Genomic DNA, 16,687 nt, shown 5'->3' on the forward strand with positions numbered 1-16,687 from the left:
CTATTGCTCCCCGATAGCTGTCGTTCCGGGATGGTCCGAAGGACCAGACCCGGAACCTCGAGATTCTCAGGTGCGCAAGTGCGCACCATAGTTCGATGCTATCGCATCGCCCCGGAATGACGATGCCCCAAAAATCACTCCGCCGCCGTCAGCCGATGCACCTTGCCTTCGATCTCCTTCGGCACCGGCGCGGTCCACGGCGCGCCGCGGCGGCGCTTGACGTCGACTTCCATCCAGTAGGTCTCCCAGCCCCGCGTCGGCCCGATGCCGTCCATGGTCGCCGGTCCCTGGATGCTGCGCGCGTTGGCCTCGTCGAGGAACAGCATCGGCTTCTCGCCGCCGCCGACCTTCTCGATCTCCTGCCGCAGCAGGCGGCGGTATTGCACGATTGCCTTGTCGCTCTGGCCGAGGTGCTCCTTGGTGCGGTCCTGGATCGCGCCCATCGACTCCACCGCCCACTGGTCGTGGACGTTGATGTCGTTGCCCATGCCGGTATAGGTCGCGGTCTGCTGCTCGTGCGGATCGAAACCGTAATCGTTGCCGCTGTTCTTGCGCGATTTGTAGTCGGGCAGCTCATAGAGCTCGAGCCGCTGGTCGCGCATCTTCTTTTTGTCGACGGGGTTCGTGTAGCTGGTGAAGATCGCGTACCAGTAGCAGTTCTCGTCGTCGACCGGCACGTGCCACTGCGTGATCGTCATCTCCGTGCTCATGGGGATGACGAAGCCGTGCGGGAACAGCTGGTTGGTGACGCGCACATGGGTGCGCTCCTCGTCGATCTCGCGCAGCGCGATCAGCCGGAGGCCGTATTCGGTGTGCTCGACATTGATGATCGGACGGTCGTATTCGCGCAGGATCTTCGTCATCGGCAGGTCGCTGCCCGCGGAGGCGCCGCGGAACTGCTTGCCGTAGGCGGTGGAGGTATCCTCGTCCTCGAAGAAGCGGTGCAGATAGGAGGCGTGCGCGGGATCGATGCCGACCTCGAGCGCCTGGAGCCAGTTGCAGGCCATGTGGCCCTTGAACGCGAACGTGTGAGTATCAGGCGCGACAAAGCAGTCGATCTCGGGAAATGCAGGCGGCTCACCCTCGCCGAGATAAGTCCAGAGGATGCCGCTCTTCTCCACGACAGGATAGGAGCGCTGGCGGATGTTCTGGCAGAGCTTTGAATCCTTCGGCTCTGCCGGCGTCTCGATGCACTGGCCGGTGGCGTCGAACAGCCAGCCGTGGAAGGCGCAGCGCAGGCCGCCATGCTCGAGCCGCCCGAAGGCGAGGTCGGCGCCGCGATGCGCGCAGTGGCGATCGATCAGGCCGTAGCGCCCTCGCTCGTCGCGGAACAGCACGAGGTTTTCGCCGAGCAGTCGCACGGGGCGGATCGGCCGCGCGCCTTCCAGCTCGTCGACCAGCGCCGCCGGCTGCCAGTAGCTCCGCATCAGCTTTCCGCAGGGGTCCTTGGGCCCGGTGCGGGTGATCAGGTCGTTCTGCTCCTGGCTCATCATGGCGAGTGCATCCCATATCTCGGAGTGGCGTTTGTTCGCCTATTGAACGAATGGGCGAATTATGACATGCCTAGGATCGGCAGCAAGCACTATTTTGCAGGAAAGTCCCGACGCCATGCCCAAGCTGAAGCGAAGCGAGACCGATGAGCGTGCGACGGATTTCGTCGAAAGCCTCGATCGCGGCCTGCGCCTGCTTCAATGCTTCGGCACGACGGTCGGCCCGATGACCCTGAGCGACCTCGCCCGCGCCGCCGATCTTCCGCGCGCCACTGCCCGGCGGATGCTGTTCACGCTCCAGCGTGGCGGCTTCGTCGGTGGTGACGGCAAGCTGTTCACGTTGACGCCGCACGTGCTGACCCTTGCGGCCTCGTATCTGCGCTCCAACCAGCTCGTCGCGGTTCTGCAACCGGTGCTCGATCGCGTTGCGACCGCGGCAAATGAAATTTCATCGCTCGCGGTGCTCGATGGCGACGACGTCGTGTTCGTCGCGCGCAGCAGTCCGGCGCGGATGTTTTCAGGCGGGCTCGAGATCGGCTACCGCTTGCCGGCGTTCTGCACGTCGGTCGGCCGCGCCATGCTCGGCCAGCTCGATGATGCCGAGCTCGCCCCGCGCCTGAAGACAATGACGCGCGAAGCGCTGACGCCGCAGACGGTGACCGATCCCAAGGCGCTGCTCGCGCGCATTACGGCCGACCGTGCGCAGGGCTATTCGCTGGTCGATCGCGAGGCCGAGCCGCATTTCCGCTCGATCTCGGTTCCCGTGCGGCGCTACGATGGTGTGATCGTCGCCGCCGTCAACATGGGCGCCCATGTCGACCGCGTGCCGGCGCAGGAGCTGCTCGACCGCTTCCTGCCGCTGCTGCGCGAGGGCGCGGCGAATGTGAAGGACAGGTTGCTGTGACGTATGGAGTGACAAGCACACCGCTTCTGACGCTGACCCATATGGATACGGGTGTGACGTTCTATCATCTGAGCGATGAGAGAGCGTTCTTTGAATGGTTGACGCGAATTCCCTGCGTGCAGAATTGCGAAGGTGATGGCAACCGGGGTCTGGTTGTTCGATTGAAGCGGTGGCCAGGAAAGGATGATCTCCGGCAGCTTCTCGCACTCTGCCATCGCTACGGCGTCGACATGAAGCAGTTGGCAAAATTCGAGACGGCCAAAAATCGTGTCTGGTTCCGTGATCCACGGAAATACTGGTACCGCGCCGTGTTTGGAAAACCATCCGCGCGGCAGTAAGCGTAGGGTGGGTTAGCCATGCGGCTGCGCGAAGCGTAGTCGCTCGGCGTAACCCACCACTTCTCGCACCGCGGGACCCAAAGAGGTGGGTTACGCTGACGTTAACCCACCCTACATTCCCGCCGCCCGTGCTATAATGCGCTCCACCCAAGACGAGGGAGGATGCCATGCAACACACCATGGTTCCCAGTGATCGCGTGGAGCACGTCGCCGTCTACGGGCGCGACGGCACGAAGCTCGGCACGATCGAACGGCTGATGCTCGACAAGGTCAGCGGAATGGTCGCCTATGCCGTGATCAAGACCGGCGGGCTGCTCGGTGCTCATCACCATTATCCGGTGCAGTGGACCGCGCTGAAATACGATCGCGGCCGTCAGGCGTTCCAGGTCGAGATGACGATGGACGAGTTCAGCAGCGGCCCGTGCGAGTTCGATGGCGACGAGTTCGATTGGGGCGACCGCTCGCGGTCCTACCCGCATCCGAATTACTGGTCGGTCTGAAGAGCCGGACGGGTTCGCAGCCGCATCGCCCTTGCGGGCGCGATTGAGCTTGCCGCGCCCGCCGAGCGGCATTTGAAGCGACCGTCTGGCCTATCCCGCCAGCGGCTCTTCGCCGACCTTGGGCCAATAGGTTCCAAAGCTCCAGAGGCCGCCCTCGGGATCGCGCGCCGCGAAATCGCGGCTGCCATAATCGGTGTTGTACGGCTCCATTTCGATCGCCGCACCGGATGCCTTCACCTTCTCATAGAGTGCGTCGGGATCATCGACAGCCAGATAAATGGCATCCGTCCGGTGGCCGCCGATGTCGCCGATCCGCTTTGCGTACGCATCATCGCAATGCGCACCGAGCATGAGGATCGATGATCCAAATGCCAATTCGGCGTGAACGACCGTGCCCTCCTTGCGATAGACCACGCGTTCGGCGAAGCCGAGAACGTTTTTCAGCCAAGCGATCATCGCCTCCGGATCCTTGCAGCGCATGGTGTGGTACAGGCGCGGCGCTTCATAGCCGTTCTGCTGGTTCATGAAATTCTCCGGGAAATTATCCAGGTCTTTTGCAGCACCGACCCTAGTTCGGATCGCGCCAGCCGGGCTTGAACAAATGGGACCGGACGCTATCCGCCGCCGTCCCGCATCAGGCGTGGATCCGCAAGATCGAGCCGCGCGGCCCATCCGGTCGGCGTCTCGCCGCTGAGTAACCGGAAGTCGCGGGCAAGATGCGCCTGGTCGGCATAGCCGGCGTCTGCCGCGACGGCTGCCCAGCCGCCTGTCCCGTCCGTGCGGGCCAGTGAGCAGGCCCGATGAAAGCGCAGCATCTGGGCCATTGTCTTCGGCGGCACGCCGATCTCGTTGTGGAAGCGGCGCGTGAGATGCTTGCGGCTCCAGCCTATGTCGGTGGCAAGCTCGGTGATCCGGACCGCGCCTGCCCGTCGCCAGAGCGTATCGAGGGCGAAGGCGATCGCCGGCGAGGGCTCATGCACGGCGCGACGATGCACGAAGTCTTCCACGATCTCAAATCGTCGCTGCCATCCGACCGCCTCGGCAACCCTGGCGCGGAGGTTCTCGCCATTCCGTCCCAGAATGTCGTCCAGACCGACCATGCGCGCGGTCAGATCCGGCACTGCTCCTCCGAAGAAGCGATACGCTCCAAGCGGGGTGAAATCGACCTGAACGCATTCGGCGCGGCCATCGGATTCGATGAGGACCGGTCCGGGAAAGAGACCAGCCGCGAAACTCGGCTGAGCGTCGGCAACATCCGGCTCGCGCCCAAGCGCAATGCGGAAGGGTGTCCCCAAATTCACGAGAAGAGGCAGCGCAAGCGGCGCCGCGTGCCGGAAGCCGGCCAACCCGACGCCGCGCTCGCGATAGAACGAGATGCTGGAGACCAGCCGCGCAAGGCGTGGCGAGGCGGGCCGACGGATGACATCGGGGTTTGCGGCAGCGTCCATCGCGCGCAGCATAGCGCCGCAGCGGTGCCCCTCCAAGTGAACGGCGCGTCCCGCCTTGCCCGCGTGGTGGCTAGCGGTTGCGCATCCAGTCGGCGAGGCCGGACAGCGCCTTGTCGAGGTCTTGCCGCGCGGCAGCGTCCGCGACCGTCTCCTCCAGCGCGCCGCGCATGCAGGTGAGCCACGCATCGCGTTCGGCATCACCGATGGCAAAGCCGATGTGACGCTGGCGCAGCCGTGGGTGTCCCTTTTCGACGGAATAGAGTCTTGGGCCGCCGGTCCATTCGGTGAGGTAGCGCTTCAGCACGTCCCTGATCAGGCCGAGATCGGCTGCATGCATGGCGCGGATGACTTTCGCCTCCGGCAGCGTGTCCATCCGTTCGTAGAAGCGATCGACCAGAAGGTCGATCGTGGCACTGCCGCCGATCCGCTCGAACATGGAGATTGCGACGTCGCTATCGGTCATCATTTGTCTCGAGGCTTGCTTGCTGATCGTTGATACAGTGTTGCTGGAGGTCGCGCAAAATCCTTGCTGTCGTCCCGGACAAGCGCAGCGAAGCGGAGCGCTGATCCGGGACCCAGCCAAAGGGGGTAGTTTTGCGATGACTCGTGGTTACCAGCTCGCGCAACAACTTCTCCCTGGGGGTATGGGTCCCGGATCGGCGCGCGCTTGTGGCGCGCTTGTCCGGGACGACAGTGGAGTGTGTAGCTGTAGCGAGCTCGAAACGACCTACAGCGCCACGCTGCGCAGACCAAAGCTGCGCGCTTCGTTCTGGAGCACCGGGCGCACCGCGTCGATCAGGCGCGCGGCGGCGGCATCGACGGAGAGGCCCGCCGTATCCACCACCGCCGTCGCACGCGAGTACAGCGGCTCGCGGCTCAAGAGGATGTTGCGCAGCTCGGCCATCGCGGAGCGGTCGTCCGCCATCGGGCGCAGGTCGCCCTGGCGGCGGACGCGGGCCATGTGCTCCTCGGGCTCGGCCTTCAGCCAGATCGTGTAGAACGACGACAGGATCTGGTCGAAGGTCAAAGGCTCGGAGACGATGCCGCCGCCGGTCGCCAGCACCATCAGCTCGTTGCGCGCGAGCAGCTGTTGCAGCGCCGCCTGCTCCATGCGGCGAAAGCCTTCCTGGCCGTACAGCGCGATGATCTCGGCGACCGAGAGGCCGTTCTGCTGCTCGACCTCCTTGTTGAGCTCGACGAAGCTCCAGCCGACCTTCTTCGCCAGGATCTTGCCGAGCGTGGACTTGCCGGCGCCGCGCAGGCCGATCAGCGCGATGCCGCAGAACGGCGCGCGCCGCGGCGCCGATGCGCTGCCGCCGGCGAGCAAATCCTTGGCCTGCGCGATCTGAGACGGCGTCGCCTTGCGCAGGAGATCGCGAAACATCTGCCAGTCCGGCGTCGGATCGGCGCTGGGCAGCAGATCTTCGAGATGCGCGCCCATCGCGTCGGAGACGCGGCGGAGCAGCACGATCGAGACATTGCCCTTGCCGCTTTCGAGCTGCGCGATGTAGCGCTCCGAGATTCCTGATACCTTGGCGAGCACTTTGCGCGACATGCCGCGCAGTGCGCGCGTGGTGCGCACACGCTGGCCGAGCTGTTCGAGGAAGCGGGATTCGGCGTCGGGACTGTCGATCATGAGCCTTCTTTACAGATGTCCTGCGGCGCGTTTTAATGAAACATAATGCCTGCTGGCATTGACAGCAAGCCGCCGCGGTGTCTTTCTATGAATTATAATTCTAAATTCAGGGGAGAAGTCCGTGAGCGAGGGATCCTATAACGCGGTGACCTGGCTGCTCGACCGTAACGTCGAGGAGGGGCGCGGCAACAAGCTCGCCTTCGACGACACCGTCTCGCGGCTGACCTATGGCGAGCTCCAGCGCGAGAGCCGCCGCGCCGCCAACATGCTGCGCCGTCTCGGCGTCCGCCGCGAGGAGCGCGTGGCGATGATCATGCTCGATACGGTCGATTTCCCGATCGTGTTCCTGGGCGCGATCCGCGCCGGCATCGTGCCGGTGCCGCTCAACACGCTGCTGACCGCGGACCAGTACGCCTACATCCTCGCCGACTGCCGTGCCCGCGTGCTGTTCGTTTCCGAAGCGCTCTATCCCGTCATCAGGGACGTCGTCGGCCGCATGCCGGATCTCGAGCATGTCGTCGTCTCCGGCGCCAAGCAGAATGGCCACAAGCAGCTCGCCGAGGAGCTCGCTGATGAGAGCGACCAGTTCACCACCGCCGCGACTCATCCGGACGAGCCGGCATTCTGGCTGTATTCGTCCGGCTCGACCGGCATGCCCAAGGGCGTGCGCCATCTGCATTCGAACTTGCAGGCGACTGCGGACACCTACGCCAGGCAGGTGCTCGGCATTCGCGAGAGCGACGTCTGCCTCTCCGCCGCAAAGCTGTTTTTCGCCTATGGTCTCGGCAATGCGCTGACCTTCCCGATGTCGGTCGGCGCAACCGTCGTGCTGAACAGCGAGCGCCCGACTCCGGCGCGCATGTTCGACCTGATGAACCGCTATAACCCGTCGATCTTCTACGGCGTGCCGACCTTGTTCGCGGCGATGCTCAACGACGAGACGATGAAGAGCGAGCGTGGCGGAAAGAGCTTGCGCATCTGCACCTCGGCCGGTGAGGCATTGCCCGAGTCTGTGGGCAACAGCTGGAAGGCGCGCTTCGGCGTCGACATTCTCGACGGCGTCGGCTCGACCGAGCTCTTGCACATCTTCCTGTCGAATGCGCCCGGCGACATCAAATACGGCTCCTCCGGCAAGCCGGTGCCGGGCTATGCGGTGCGGCTCGTCAACGAGGCCGGCCAGGACGTCGCCGACGGCGAGGTCGGCGAGCTGCTGGTCGATGCGCCCTCCGCCGGCGAAGGCTATTGGAACCAGCGCCACAAGAGTCGCCGCACCTTCGAGGGCCCGTGGACCCGGACCGGCGACAAATATGTCCGCGACGCCGAGGGCCGCTACACCTTCTGCGGCCGTGCCGACGACATGTTCAAGGTCTCCGGCATCTGGGTCTCGCCGTTCGAGGTCGAGAGCGCGTTGATCACGCACCCGGCGGTGCTGGAAGCCGCCGTCGTGCCCGAGGCCGATCCGGAAGGCCTCTTGAAGCCGAAAGCCTTCGTCGTGCTGCGTCAGGGCGCGAAGACCGCGAACTTGCAGGAGATGCTGAAGGAGCACGTCAAGCAGAAGATCGGCCCGTGGAAATATCCGCGCTGGATCGACGTGGTGGACTCGCTGCCGAAAACGGCGACGGGGAAGATCCAGCGGTTCAAGCTGCGGGAAGGGGCGAATTGATTGGCTTCGTCATTCCGGGGCGCGCGAAGCGCGAACCCGGAATCTCGATCCGCAGACTGCAATCTCGGGATTCCGGATCAACTCGCTTTGCGAGTTGTCCGGAATGACGGAATGAATGGAACCGACAGCATGACCAACCTCACCCCCACGGGCTTCCTCAGCGTCAGTGGCGCCAGCCTCGAATATAAATGGCTCGCGCCGCAATCAGCGGAGGCACCGACCATCGTCATGCTGCACGAGGGTCTCGGCTCGGTCGGGCTCTGGGGCGACTTCCCGGAACAGCTTCGAGAGGCGACCGGTGCCGGCATCTTCGTCTATTCGCGTGCGGGCTACGGGCTGTCGAGCCCGGTCGCGCTGCCGCGGCCGCTGGATTACATGCACCGCGAGGCGCTGGAGGTGCTTCCGAAACTGCTCGATGCGATCGGCTTCAGGCGCGGCCTCCTGCTCGGCCATTCCGACGGTGCCTCGATCGCGACGATCTACGCCGGCGCGCACCAGGACCATCGCCTGAACGGCCTCGTGCTGATCGCGCCGCATTTCATCGTCGAGGACATCTCGGTGAAATCCATCGCCGCGATCAAGACCGCCTATGAGACCACCGATCTCAAGCCGAAGCTCGCGCGCTGGCACAAGGACGTCGACAACGCCTTCTACGGTTGGAACGGCGCCTGGCTCGATCCGAAATTTCGCGACTGGGACATCTCCGAATACCTCGCCTATATCCGCGTCCCTGTCATGGTCCTGCAAGGCGTGAACGACCAATATGGCACACTGCGCCAAGTCGAAATCGCGCAGGAAGAGTGTTATTGTCCGGTAGATTTGAAAATTATTTCAGACGCGGGCCATTCCCCGCATCGTGAAGCGCCGGGGGCGACGCTTGACGCAATTGAGCAATTTGCAAAGGCGGCCCTGCGCGACGATCAGGGACTTCAGGGACGCGCCGCATGATGTTGCGGAGGCGCGCCTCGCATGAGTGCGCCGCCGAATGCGAGCGGCCCGCTGCCGTGGCCGCAATGGGCCTATGTGCCGGGCGAGGCCGGGCTCGATGCCGACTACGAGACGCTCGCCATGGCCAAGGCGCTGGTGCCTTCGGCGTTTCGCGGCCATGTGCCGGCGCGCCATCCGGCGCTGCGCTACGGGCTCGCGCTCAACGACCGCGGCTATTTCTGGGAAGCGCAGGAGGTGCTGGAGGCGGTGTGGGCCGCAGCGCCCCAAGGCGGCCGCGAGCGCATTCTGCTGCGGGCCTGCATCCGCATCGCCAATGCGAATTTGCGGCTGCGCATGCAAAGGTCGCATTCGGCGGCACGGCTGTTTGGCGATGCGCTGGCGGAGCTGCGCGCGCTGAGCTCGCGCAAGGCGGCGGCCGGCGACGGCTTTGTCGAGAGCTTTCCCATTGCTGCGCTGACGGCCTTGCTCCAGGCCAAGCTCGGTCGTCCCCAGCTCTCCAAGGCCGACTGGATCGCATTCGGCGCCATCGTGCGGTCCTAGACACTGGCATGAAACAAAGTGCATGTATTGGCTGTTAAGGACTAGACGCGCTCTGAAATATGCACTATTGTGCATCTAACGGTAAAACCAAGACGAACTCAAGGGTGGCCCATGGCCGGGGAAGATCGGCGCCTCGCAGGCGGCGCGACATTCATCGATTTCCAGACCGAACCGTCCCGCTACAAGCACTGGAAGCTCGCGGTCGACGGCGACGTCGCGACCCTGACCATGGACGTCGACGAGAACGGCGGCCTGTTCGAGGGCTATCTGCTCAAGCTCAATTCCTACGACCTCGGCGTCGACATCGAGCTTGCCGATGCGATCCAGCGGCTGCGCTTCGAGCATCCGGAGGTGAAGGTCGTGGTGATGCGCTCGGCCAAGAACCGGGTGTTCTGCGCCGGCGCCAACATCCGCATGCTCGCGGGCTCGACCCACGCCCACAAGGTCAATTTCTGCAAGTTCACCAACGAGACCCGCAACGGCATGGAGGATTCGTCCGAGAATTCCGGCCAGCGCTTCATCACCGTGGTGAACGGCTCGGCCGCGGGCGGCGGCTATGAGCTTGCGCTCGCGACCGACCACATCATCCTCGCCGACGACGGTGCCTCTTCGGTGGCGCTGCCCGAAGTGCCGCTGCTCGCGGTGCTGCCGGGCACCGGCGGCCTCACCCGCGTCGTCGACAAGCGCAAGGTGCGCCGCGACCATGCCGACTTCTTCTGCACCATCGAGGAAGGCGTGAAAGGCAAGCGCGCCGTGCAGTGGCGTCTCGTCGACGAGATCGCGCCGAACTCGAAGCTGGAAGGCAAGATCGCCGAGCGCGTCAAGGAATTTTCCGCGGCCTCCAGGCGCAGCGGCAGCGGCAAGGGCATTGCGCTGACGCCGCTCAGGCGCATCATCGACGAGACCAGCCTGCGCTACGGCTTCGTCACCGTCGACGTCGATCGTGCCGCCCGCATCGCCACCATCTCGATTAAGGCGCCGGAGGCGGCGCCGCCGGCCGACATCGACGGCATGATGGCGCAGGGCGCTGCATTCTGGCCGCTCCAGGTCGCGCGCGAGCTCGACGATGCCATCCTGCATCTGCGCATCAACGAGCTCGAGATCGCCATGCTGGTGTTCAAGAGCCATGGCGACCGCGCCCATGTGCTCGCATCCGATGCCTTCCTTGAAGCCAACAAGGCGCACTGGCTGGTCAACGAGATCAGGCATTACTGGAAGCGCGTGCTCAAGCGTATCGACGTCACCTCGCGCACGCTGGTGACGCTGGTCGAGCCCGGCTCCTGCTTTGCCGGCACGCTCGCCGAGCTCGTCTTCGCCGCCGACCGTTCCTACATGCTGATCGGCACCCGCCAGGGCGACAACCGCCCGCCGCCCGCGATCGAGCTGTCGGCGATGAATTTTGGCCCGTATCCGATGAGCCATGGTTTGACGCGGCTTCAGTCTCGCTTCCAGGCCGACCCGGCCGATCTAGAACGCGCCGAAGCCACCATCGGCACGAGCCTGGACGCCGAAGAGGCCGAGGAGCTCGGCCTCGTCACCTTCGCGCTCGACGACATCGACTGGGACGACGAGGTCCGCGTGTTTCTGGAGGAGCGCGCCAGCTTCTCGCCCGACAGCCTCACCGGCATGGAAGCGAGCCTCCGCTTCGTCGGCCCGGAGACGATGGAATCAAAGATCTTCGCGCGCCTCACTGCCTGGCAGAACTGGATCTTCCAGCGCCCGAACGCGGTCGGCGAGGAGGGCGCGCTCCGCCGTTACGGCAGCGGCCAGAAGCCGAAATTCGATATGACAAGAGTTTAGGGAGAAGCACGGCCATGAACATGAACATCATGAACGTCGACTACTCGACCAAGATTCCGAACAACGTCAACCTCGCCGAAGACCGCCAGGTGCTGAAGGCACTCGAAGGCTGGCATCCCGGCTACATGGACTGGTGGAGCGACATGGGGCCGGAAGGCTTCCAGGAGTCGCTGGTTTATTTGCGCACCGCCTACTCCGTCGATCCGCGCGGCTGGGCCAAGTTCGACTATGTCCGCATGCCCGAATATCGCTGGGGCATCCTGCTTGCGCCGCAGGAAGAAAATCGCGTCGTTCCGTTCGGCGAGCATTTTGGCGAGCCGGCCTGGCAGGAAGTGCCGGGCGAGCATCGTGCCATGCTGCGCCGCCTGATCGTGATCCAGGGCGACACCGAGCCCGCCTCGGTCGAGCAGCAGCGCCATCTCGGCAAGACCGCGCCCTCGCTCTACGACATGCGCAACCTGTTCCAGGTCAACGTGGAAGAGGGCCGTCACCTCTGGGCGATGGTGTATCTGCTGCAGAAATATTTCGGCCGCGATGGCCGCGAGGAGGCCGACGATCTGCTCCGCCGCCGCTCCGGCGATGCGGACGCGCCGCGCATGCTCGGTGCCTTCAACGAGGCGACGCCGGACTGGCTGTCGTTCTTCATGTTCACCTACTTCACCGACCGCGACGGCAAGATGCAGCTGCACAGCCTCGCGCAGTCGGGCTTCGATCCCTTGTCGCGCACCTGCCGCTTCATGCTGACCGAAGAAGCGCACCACATGTTCGTCGGCGAGACCGGCATTACCCGCGTCGTGCAGCGCACCTGCGATGCGATGCGCGAAGCCGGCATCACCGATCCCACCGATATCGCAAAAGTCCGCGCGCTCGGCGTCATTGATCTTCCGACCATCCAGAAGAAGCTGAACCTGCACTACACGCTGTCGCTCGACCTGTTCGGCTCGGAGGTCTCGACCAACGCGGCCAACGCCTTCAATGCCGGCATCAAGGGCCGCTATCACGAGACCCAGATCGAGGACGATCACCAGCTCAAGAACGCCACCTATCCGGTGCTGAAGTTCATCAACGGCGAGATCAAGCTGGTCGACGAGCCGGCGCTGACCGCGCTCAACATGCGCCTGCGCGACGATTACAGCCAGGATTGCGTCAAGGGCATGCTGCGCTGGAACAAGGTGATCTCGACCGCGGGCTACGACTTCAAGCTGACCTTGCCCAACGTCGCCTTCCACCGCCACATCGGCGAGTTCAAGGACGTCCATGCGACGCCCGATGGCATTTTGATCGACGATGCGACCTGGGCGAAGCGCAAGGACGAGTGGCTGCCTTCGACAGCCGACGGCGACTTCATCACCTCGCTGATGCAGCCCGTCACCGAAACCGGCAAGTTCGCCTCCTGGATCTCGCCGCCGAAAGTCGGCATCGACAACAAGCCCGGCGATTTCGAGTACGTGAAGATCGAGTCGTAGGCGCGGCCTCATGCTCAACTGTCGTCCCGGATCTGCGCTCGCTTGTCCGGGACGACACCAAATATGAGGTGAGGGCGTCCTGCGCACTCGCTCTCTTAGTCCCCCTGGTTCAGCTACCCCGCGATCTCCAGCCCGGCATTGGCGTAGACCACGCCGCCGTCGACGGCGATGGTGTTGCCGACCACGTAATCGCCCGCACGCGAGGCGAGATAGATCGCGACCCCTGCCATGTCCTCGTCGGTTCCGATGCGCCGCGCCGGAATGCGCTTGGCGACGTCGTCCGCGTGGTCGCGCGCGGCCCGGTTCATGTCGGACTTGAACGCGCCCGGCGCGATCGCGGTGACGTTGATGTTGTCCTTGATGAGTTTCGTCGCCATGCGCCGGGTCAGATGGATCACGGCGGCCTTGCTGGCGGCGTAGGAATAGGTCTCGCTCGGATTGACGAAGATGCCGTCGACCGAGGCGATGTTGATGACCTTGGCCGGATGTTCCGCGCTTGCCGCCGCGCGCAGCGGCTTCGCCAGCGCCTTGGTCAGGAAGAACAGCGACTTGACGTTCAGGTCCATCACCTTGTCCCAGCCGCTTTCCGGGAATTCGTCGAACTCATCGCCCCAGGCGGCGCCGGCATTGTTGACGAGGATGTCGAGCTTCGGCTCCAGCTTGATGATTTCGCCGGCGAGCTTGTCGCAGCCTTCGACGGTCGAGATGTCGATCGGCAGCGCGATGCACTCGCCGTCATAGAGAGCCGAGAGCTCTTTCGCCGTCGCCTCGCACGGGCCGGCCTTGCGCGCGGTGATGTAGACCTTTGCCGCGCCTTGCGCGAGGAAGCCCGACGCGATCATCTTGCCGATGCCGCGCGAGCCGCCGGTCACGAGTGCGATGCGGCCTTTGAGCGAGAACAGATCGTTGAACATGGTACCTCCCTTTGGTGGCGCTCGTTTTGGGCGGGGAGGGGGAGGGAGTCAATCTTGTCGTCGTCCTGGCCTTCGCCAGGATGACGGCAGAGATTGGGGTGACAGCGGTGGACGACAGAAACTTAAGCCGCCGCAATCCGGCGAAAGCCGTTCCACATCGCGGTCGCGGCGCCCGAGGTCAGCACCGGCAGGATCCGCGTGTCCTGGTAGTTGCCGTTGAGCGAGATGCGCGGCAGCGCGGTCATGTGGCCGGCGTTCTCGGCGAACAGCATGCCGGGCCGCGTCGTCACCGCGGTCTTGAAGCCGGCCGATGCGGCCAGCGCAAATTCGCGCATCCCGGCCGCCTCGCGGTCGCCATAGGGATAGGCGAAGTGCAGCACGGGACGCTCCAGCACCCGCTCGATCCGCGTGCGGCTCACCGCCATCTCCTGCGCGGCGATCTCCTCGCTCTGCCTGGCGAGATTGCAATGGCTGATGGAGTGCGCGCCGATCGTGACCAGCGGGTCTGCGGCCAGCTGCTTCACCCCGTCCCAGGACAGGCAGAGGGTGTGGCACAGCGCTTCCATGTCGACGCCGTGCCTGGCGCAGAGCGCTGCGATCTCGCGCGCGAGATCGTGCTCGCCCGGCAGCGCGCGCAGCCAGTCATGCAGGCGGTCGAACGCCGCCTGTTTCGCGGCAGGCGTCGTCGCGTCGAGCCGCAGCGCGGAATTGCCGATCTGCACCTCGATCTGCTCGGCCCTGGCGATCACGGCTTCCAGCGCGGTCCACCACAGCCGCCCCGTGCCCTCGGCGAAATCGCTGGCGACGTAGACCGCCAAAGGCGCGTCAAATTCGCGCAGCACCGGCAGCGCATAGTCCAGATTATCGCGATAGCCGTCGTCGAGGGTGAAGGCGGCGAAGCGGCGGGTGAACCTGCCCTGCACCAGTCGCTCATGCAGATCGTCCATGCTGACGATGTCGATGTCGCGCGAGCGCAGATGGCTCAGCGTCGCGCGCAGGAAATCCGGAGTGACTTCGAGATGTCGGTTCGGCTGGAACGTGGCCTCGCGAGCCGGCCGCACGTGGTGAAGCATGAAAATGGCGCCGACGCCCGACAAAAGCGGGCGCAACAGGTGGTGCGCCCCGCTGAAATAGAGTGCTCCCAGCCCGGCGCGGATGACGTTGTTACGAAGTTGTTTCATGACCCGCTGGCGGACTCTGGCATTCCGTCCTCAACTTACGGAAGAACCCTTGAAGAAAAAGTTATTCCAATTGTCCACGCAAAGGCCTTGCGAGGGCCGCCATTTCCGGTTTGACAGCCTGCCAAGGGTTTGTTTTGTCTCCGGTTCCAGAGTTCGGGTCGTCGAATGCAGAAGCTTTTCAGGTGGGCCAGCAAATGGTGGCCAGGGCTGATCCCCCTGGCCGTCATGTGGGGATTTGCGGCCTGGAATAACACCTTACCGGTCGAGGCGGACCTGTCCGCCCGCAGCTCGGCGGCGCTCAAGGAGACCGTTCTGGACAAGACCCGGATCGCGGTGGACGGCCGCGATGTCAGCCTGGCCGCGGACGCCTTTTCCGAGGAAGGGCGCCGGGACGCGGTAATGGCGGTGGAGATTGTCCCGGGCGTGCGCCTGGTCGACGACCGTACCCGCCTCGTTGCCGAGGCAAAACCCTTCGTCTGGAACGCCGAGCGTGACGTGGTGCGGGTGACGCTGTCGGGCTCCGCGCCCTTGCCGTCGATCAAGGCCCGCCTGACGGAGGCGGCACGCAAGGAGGTCGGCGGCGTCGAGGTCGCCGATCAGATGGGGCTGGCACGTGGCGCGCCGCCGCGCTTCGAGGCCGCCGCGATGCTGCTGCTCGACCAGATCGGCAAGCTCAAGGACGGCAAGATCACGATCTCCGACACCAAGATCAACCTGTCGGGCATGGCGCGCGATCTCGGCGGACGCGAGGCGATCGCGGCTGCGCTGAAGAACTTGCCGGAAGGGTTCTCGATCGCCGCCAACGACATCAAGGCGCCGCCCTATATCTTCCAGGCCTACAAGGATCCGGTTGCCGCGACCGTGACGCTGACCGGCTATGTTCCCGACAACAATGTCCACGCGGCGATCGCAACCAGCGCCTCGCGAAAATTCTTCAACGAGAAGGTCGTCGACAATCTCAAGGCCAGCCTCGGTGCCCCCGGCGCCTTCAACCCCGCCGTGGTCGCAGCGCTCGGGGCGCTGTCGCGGCTGTCGACCGGCACGCTCGTGGTGTCCGATCGCGAGGTGAAGCTGTCGGGCGATGCGCTCTATGAAGGCGCCGGCAACGATATCCGCGCGGGCCTTGGCAAGGACTTCCCGAAAAACTGGCAGTACAAGCCGGAAATCACGGTGAAGCCCGCGGCGGGCCCGGTCGACGGCACCGTCTGCCAGCAATTGTTCTCCGAGCTCCTGAATAAGGGCAAGATCCGCTTCACCACCAAGCGCGCCGACATCGATCCCGACTCTGCGGGAATTCTCGACCATCTGATCGAGACGGCGCTGCGCTGCCCCACCACCAATATCGACGTCGCCGGGCACACCGATGCCGACGGTGAGGACGCGTTCAACCAGGCACTCTCGGAGAAGCGCGCGCAGGCGGTGATCGACTATCTGGTCAAGGCCGGCCTGCCCGCCAGCCGCTTCACCGCGATCGGCTACGGCAGCACGCAGCCCGTCGCCGGCAACGACACCGACGACGGCAAGGCGCAGAACCGCCGCATCGAATTTCTGGTGAGGTGACGATGCCCTATCTCGTTTCGTTCCATCTGGGCTGGCTGATCGGATCGCTGGTGCTGGGCTTTTGCATGGGCTGGATCTCGGTGGTCCAGCGCGGCAACGGCACCTCGAAGGTCACCGCGCGCTGGCTCGCCGCGCTCGCCGTAGCGCTGGTCGCGGCCTCGCTCGCGCATGTGGTCCCCGGCCGCTTCGGCTACTGGCTCGACCTCGGCCTCATCATGTTCGCCTGCTACCTGGTCGGCTGCACCATCGGCGCCTGGTTGCGCGACCGGGTGGTCTCGCGGAGCCAGCCGGCGGCTTGA

17 protein-coding genes are annotated in these 16,687 nt (G+C 64.7%); 10 read left to right on the forward strand and 7 right to left on the reverse strand.

What is annotated here, in order from left to right; translation table 11 throughout:
* Positions 1 to 134: 134 nt before the first annotated feature.
* Complete coding sequence (locus ACE10W_RS01985; RefSeq protein WP_304550377.1) at positions 135 to 1,493, reverse strand: aromatic ring-hydroxylating dioxygenase subunit alpha; 1,359 nt, start codon at positions 1,491 to 1,493, stop codon at positions 135 to 137.
* Positions 1,494 to 1,608: 115 nt separating this feature from the next.
* Between ACE10W_RS01985 and ACE10W_RS01990 the strand changes: the two genes are divergently transcribed.
* From ACE10W_RS01990 to ACE10W_RS02000, 3 genes are all read left to right on the forward strand, one after another.
* The gene (locus ACE10W_RS01990) at positions 1,609 to 2,394 is read left to right on the forward strand and encodes an IclR family transcriptional regulator C-terminal domain-containing protein (RefSeq protein ID WP_304550378.1); all 786 of its coding nucleotides are present in this window, start codon (positions 1,609 to 1,611) and stop codon (positions 2,392 to 2,394) included.
* Positions 2,395 to 2,402: 8 nt separating this feature from the next.
* Positions 2,403 to 2,732: a hypothetical protein gene (locus ACE10W_RS01995; RefSeq protein WP_304550379.1), complete on the forward strand. Its 330-nt coding sequence runs from the start codon at positions 2,403 to 2,405 to the stop codon at positions 2,730 to 2,732.
* Positions 2,733 to 2,899: 167 nt separating this feature from the next.
* The gene (locus ACE10W_RS02000; RefSeq protein ID WP_304550381.1) at positions 2,900 to 3,232 is read left to right on the forward strand and encodes a PRC-barrel domain-containing protein; all 333 of its coding nucleotides are present in this window, start codon (positions 2,900 to 2,902) and stop codon (positions 3,230 to 3,232) included.
* A 90-nt stretch (positions 3,233 to 3,322) separates the two neighbouring features.
* On the opposite strand, the gene ACE10W_RS02005 is transcribed toward ACE10W_RS02000, so the two are convergent.
* From ACE10W_RS02005 to ACE10W_RS02020, 4 genes are all read right to left on the reverse strand, one after another.
* Positions 3,323 to 3,757, reverse strand: coding sequence for a VOC family protein (locus tag ACE10W_RS02005; RefSeq protein ID WP_304550382.1), 435 nt, complete (start codon positions 3,755 to 3,757; stop codon positions 3,323 to 3,325).
* An 89-nt stretch (positions 3,758 to 3,846) separates the two neighbouring features.
* Positions 3,847 to 4,692, reverse strand: coding sequence for an AraC family transcriptional regulator (locus ACE10W_RS02010; RefSeq protein ID WP_304550384.1), 846 nt, complete (start codon positions 4,690 to 4,692; stop codon positions 3,847 to 3,849).
* A 58-nt stretch (positions 4,693 to 4,750) separates the two neighbouring features.
* A complete protein-coding gene (locus ACE10W_RS02015; RefSeq protein WP_038965250.1) occupies positions 4,751 to 5,143 on the reverse strand; it encodes a group II truncated hemoglobin in 393 nt (130 codons plus the stop codon).
* 264 nt (positions 5,144 to 5,407) lie between these two features.
* Positions 5,408 to 6,316, reverse strand: a complete 909-nt coding sequence (locus ACE10W_RS02020) for a helix-turn-helix transcriptional regulator (RefSeq protein WP_304550385.1) — start codon at positions 6,314 to 6,316, stop codon at positions 5,408 to 5,410.
* 121 nt (positions 6,317 to 6,437) lie between these two features.
* Here ACE10W_RS02020 and ACE10W_RS02025 point away from each other — a divergent pair, with 121 nt between their 5' ends.
* The 5 genes from ACE10W_RS02025 to boxB all read left to right on the forward strand — a co-directional run bounded on the left by ACE10W_RS02025 (position 6,438) and on the right by boxB (position 12,733).
* Complete coding sequence (locus ACE10W_RS02025) at positions 6,438 to 7,979, forward strand: benzoate-CoA ligase family protein (protein WP_011083897.1); 1,542 nt, start codon at positions 6,438 to 6,440, stop codon at positions 7,977 to 7,979.
* A gap of 129 nt (positions 7,980 to 8,108) precedes the next feature.
* Positions 8,109 to 8,927 (forward strand): alpha/beta fold hydrolase, encoded by an 819-nt coding sequence (locus ACE10W_RS02030; RefSeq protein WP_304550387.1) that lies wholly within the window; start codon positions 8,109 to 8,111, stop codon positions 8,925 to 8,927.
* A 21-nt stretch (positions 8,928 to 8,948) separates the two neighbouring features.
* Positions 8,949 to 9,467, forward strand: coding sequence for a DUF309 domain-containing protein (locus ACE10W_RS02035; protein ID WP_304550389.1), 519 nt, complete (start codon positions 8,949 to 8,951; stop codon positions 9,465 to 9,467).
* A 111-nt stretch (positions 9,468 to 9,578) separates the two neighbouring features.
* A complete protein-coding gene (gene boxC, locus ACE10W_RS02040) occupies positions 9,579 to 11,267 on the forward strand; it encodes a 2,3-epoxybenzoyl-CoA dihydrolase (protein WP_304550391.1) in 1,689 nt (562 codons plus the stop codon).
* A gap of 14 nt (positions 11,268 to 11,281) precedes the next feature.
* Positions 11,282 to 12,733, forward strand: a complete 1,452-nt coding sequence (gene boxB / locus ACE10W_RS02045) for a benzoyl-CoA 2,3-epoxidase subunit BoxB (protein ID WP_011083901.1) — start codon at positions 11,282 to 11,284, stop codon at positions 12,731 to 12,733.
* A gap of 113 nt (positions 12,734 to 12,846) precedes the next feature.
* On the opposite strand, the gene ACE10W_RS02050 is transcribed toward boxB, so the two are convergent.
* Together ACE10W_RS02050 and ACE10W_RS02055 are read right to left on the reverse strand one after the other, a co-directional pair.
* Complete coding sequence (locus tag ACE10W_RS02050) at positions 12,847 to 13,647, reverse strand: SDR family NAD(P)-dependent oxidoreductase (protein WP_304550393.1); 801 nt, start codon at positions 13,645 to 13,647, stop codon at positions 12,847 to 12,849.
* A gap of 122 nt (positions 13,648 to 13,769) precedes the next feature.
* The gene (locus tag ACE10W_RS02055) at positions 13,770 to 14,828 is read right to left on the reverse strand and encodes a polysaccharide deacetylase family protein (RefSeq protein ID WP_161533010.1); all 1,059 of its coding nucleotides are present in this window, start codon (positions 14,826 to 14,828) and stop codon (positions 13,770 to 13,772) included.
* A gap of 165 nt (positions 14,829 to 14,993) precedes the next feature.
* Between ACE10W_RS02055 and ACE10W_RS02060 the strand changes: the two genes are divergently transcribed.
* Both ACE10W_RS02060 and ACE10W_RS02065 read left to right on the forward strand, forming a co-directional pair.
* Positions 14,994 to 16,388: an OmpA family protein gene (locus ACE10W_RS02060; protein WP_304550396.1), complete on the forward strand. Its 1,395-nt coding sequence runs from the start codon at positions 14,994 to 14,996 to the stop codon at positions 16,386 to 16,388.
* Between the two features lie 2 nt (positions 16,389 to 16,390).
* Positions 16,391 to 16,687, forward strand: coding sequence for a hypothetical protein (locus ACE10W_RS02065; RefSeq protein WP_028172731.1), 297 nt, complete (start codon positions 16,391 to 16,393; stop codon positions 16,685 to 16,687).

Origin of the sequence: Bradyrhizobium sp. B025 (assembly GCF_042257955.1) — a bacterium.
GTDB lineage: Bacteria > Pseudomonadota > Alphaproteobacteria > Rhizobiales > Xanthobacteraceae > Bradyrhizobium > Bradyrhizobium diazoefficiens.

Bases quoted from the DNA above. Each gene is read 5' to 3' on its own strand.
- ACE10W_RS01985 (WP_304550377.1), bottom strand. From the start codon at position 1,493: ATGATGAGCCAGGAGCAGAACGACCTGATCACCCGCACCGGGCCCAAG.
- ACE10W_RS01990 (WP_304550378.1), top strand. From the start codon at position 1,609: ATGCCCAAGCTGAAGCGAAGCGAGACCGATGAGCGTGCGACGGATTTC.
- ACE10W_RS02000 (WP_304550381.1), top strand. From the start codon at position 2,900: ATGCAACACACCATGGTTCCCAGTGATCGCGTGGAGCACGTCGCCGTC.
- ACE10W_RS02005 (WP_304550382.1), bottom strand. From the start codon at position 3,757: ATGAACCAGCAGAACGGCTATGAAGCGCCGCGCCTGTACCACACCATG.
- ACE10W_RS02010 (WP_304550384.1), bottom strand. From the start codon at position 4,692: ATGCTGCGCGCGATGGACGCTGCCGCAAACCCCGATGTCATCCGTCGG.
- ACE10W_RS02015 (WP_038965250.1), bottom strand. From the start codon at position 5,143: ATGACCGATAGCGACGTCGCAATCTCCATGTTCGAGCGGATCGGCGGC.
- ACE10W_RS02020 (WP_304550385.1), bottom strand. From the start codon at position 6,316: ATGATCGACAGTCCCGACGCCGAATCCCGCTTCCTCGAACAGCTCGGC.
- ACE10W_RS02030 (WP_304550387.1), top strand. From the start codon at position 8,109: ATGACCAACCTCACCCCCACGGGCTTCCTCAGCGTCAGTGGCGCCAGC.
- ACE10W_RS02035 (WP_304550389.1), top strand. From the start codon at position 8,949: ATGAGTGCGCCGCCGAATGCGAGCGGCCCGCTGCCGTGGCCGCAATGG.
- boxC (WP_304550391.1), top strand. From the start codon at position 9,579: ATGGCCGGGGAAGATCGGCGCCTCGCAGGCGGCGCGACATTCATCGAT.
- boxB (WP_011083901.1), top strand. From the start codon at position 11,282: ATGAACATGAACATCATGAACGTCGACTACTCGACCAAGATTCCGAAC.
- ACE10W_RS02050 (WP_304550393.1), bottom strand. From the start codon at position 13,647: ATGTTCAACGATCTGTTCTCGCTCAAAGGCCGCATCGCACTCGTGACC.
- ACE10W_RS02055 (WP_161533010.1), bottom strand. From the start codon at position 14,828: ATGAAACAACTTCGTAACAACGTCATCCGCGCCGGGCTGGGAGCACTC.
- ACE10W_RS02060 (WP_304550396.1), top strand. From the start codon at position 14,994: ATGCAGAAGCTTTTCAGGTGGGCCAGCAAATGGTGGCCAGGGCTGATC.
- ACE10W_RS02065 (WP_028172731.1), top strand. From the start codon at position 16,391: ATGCCCTATCTCGTTTCGTTCCATCTGGGCTGGCTGATCGGATCGCTG.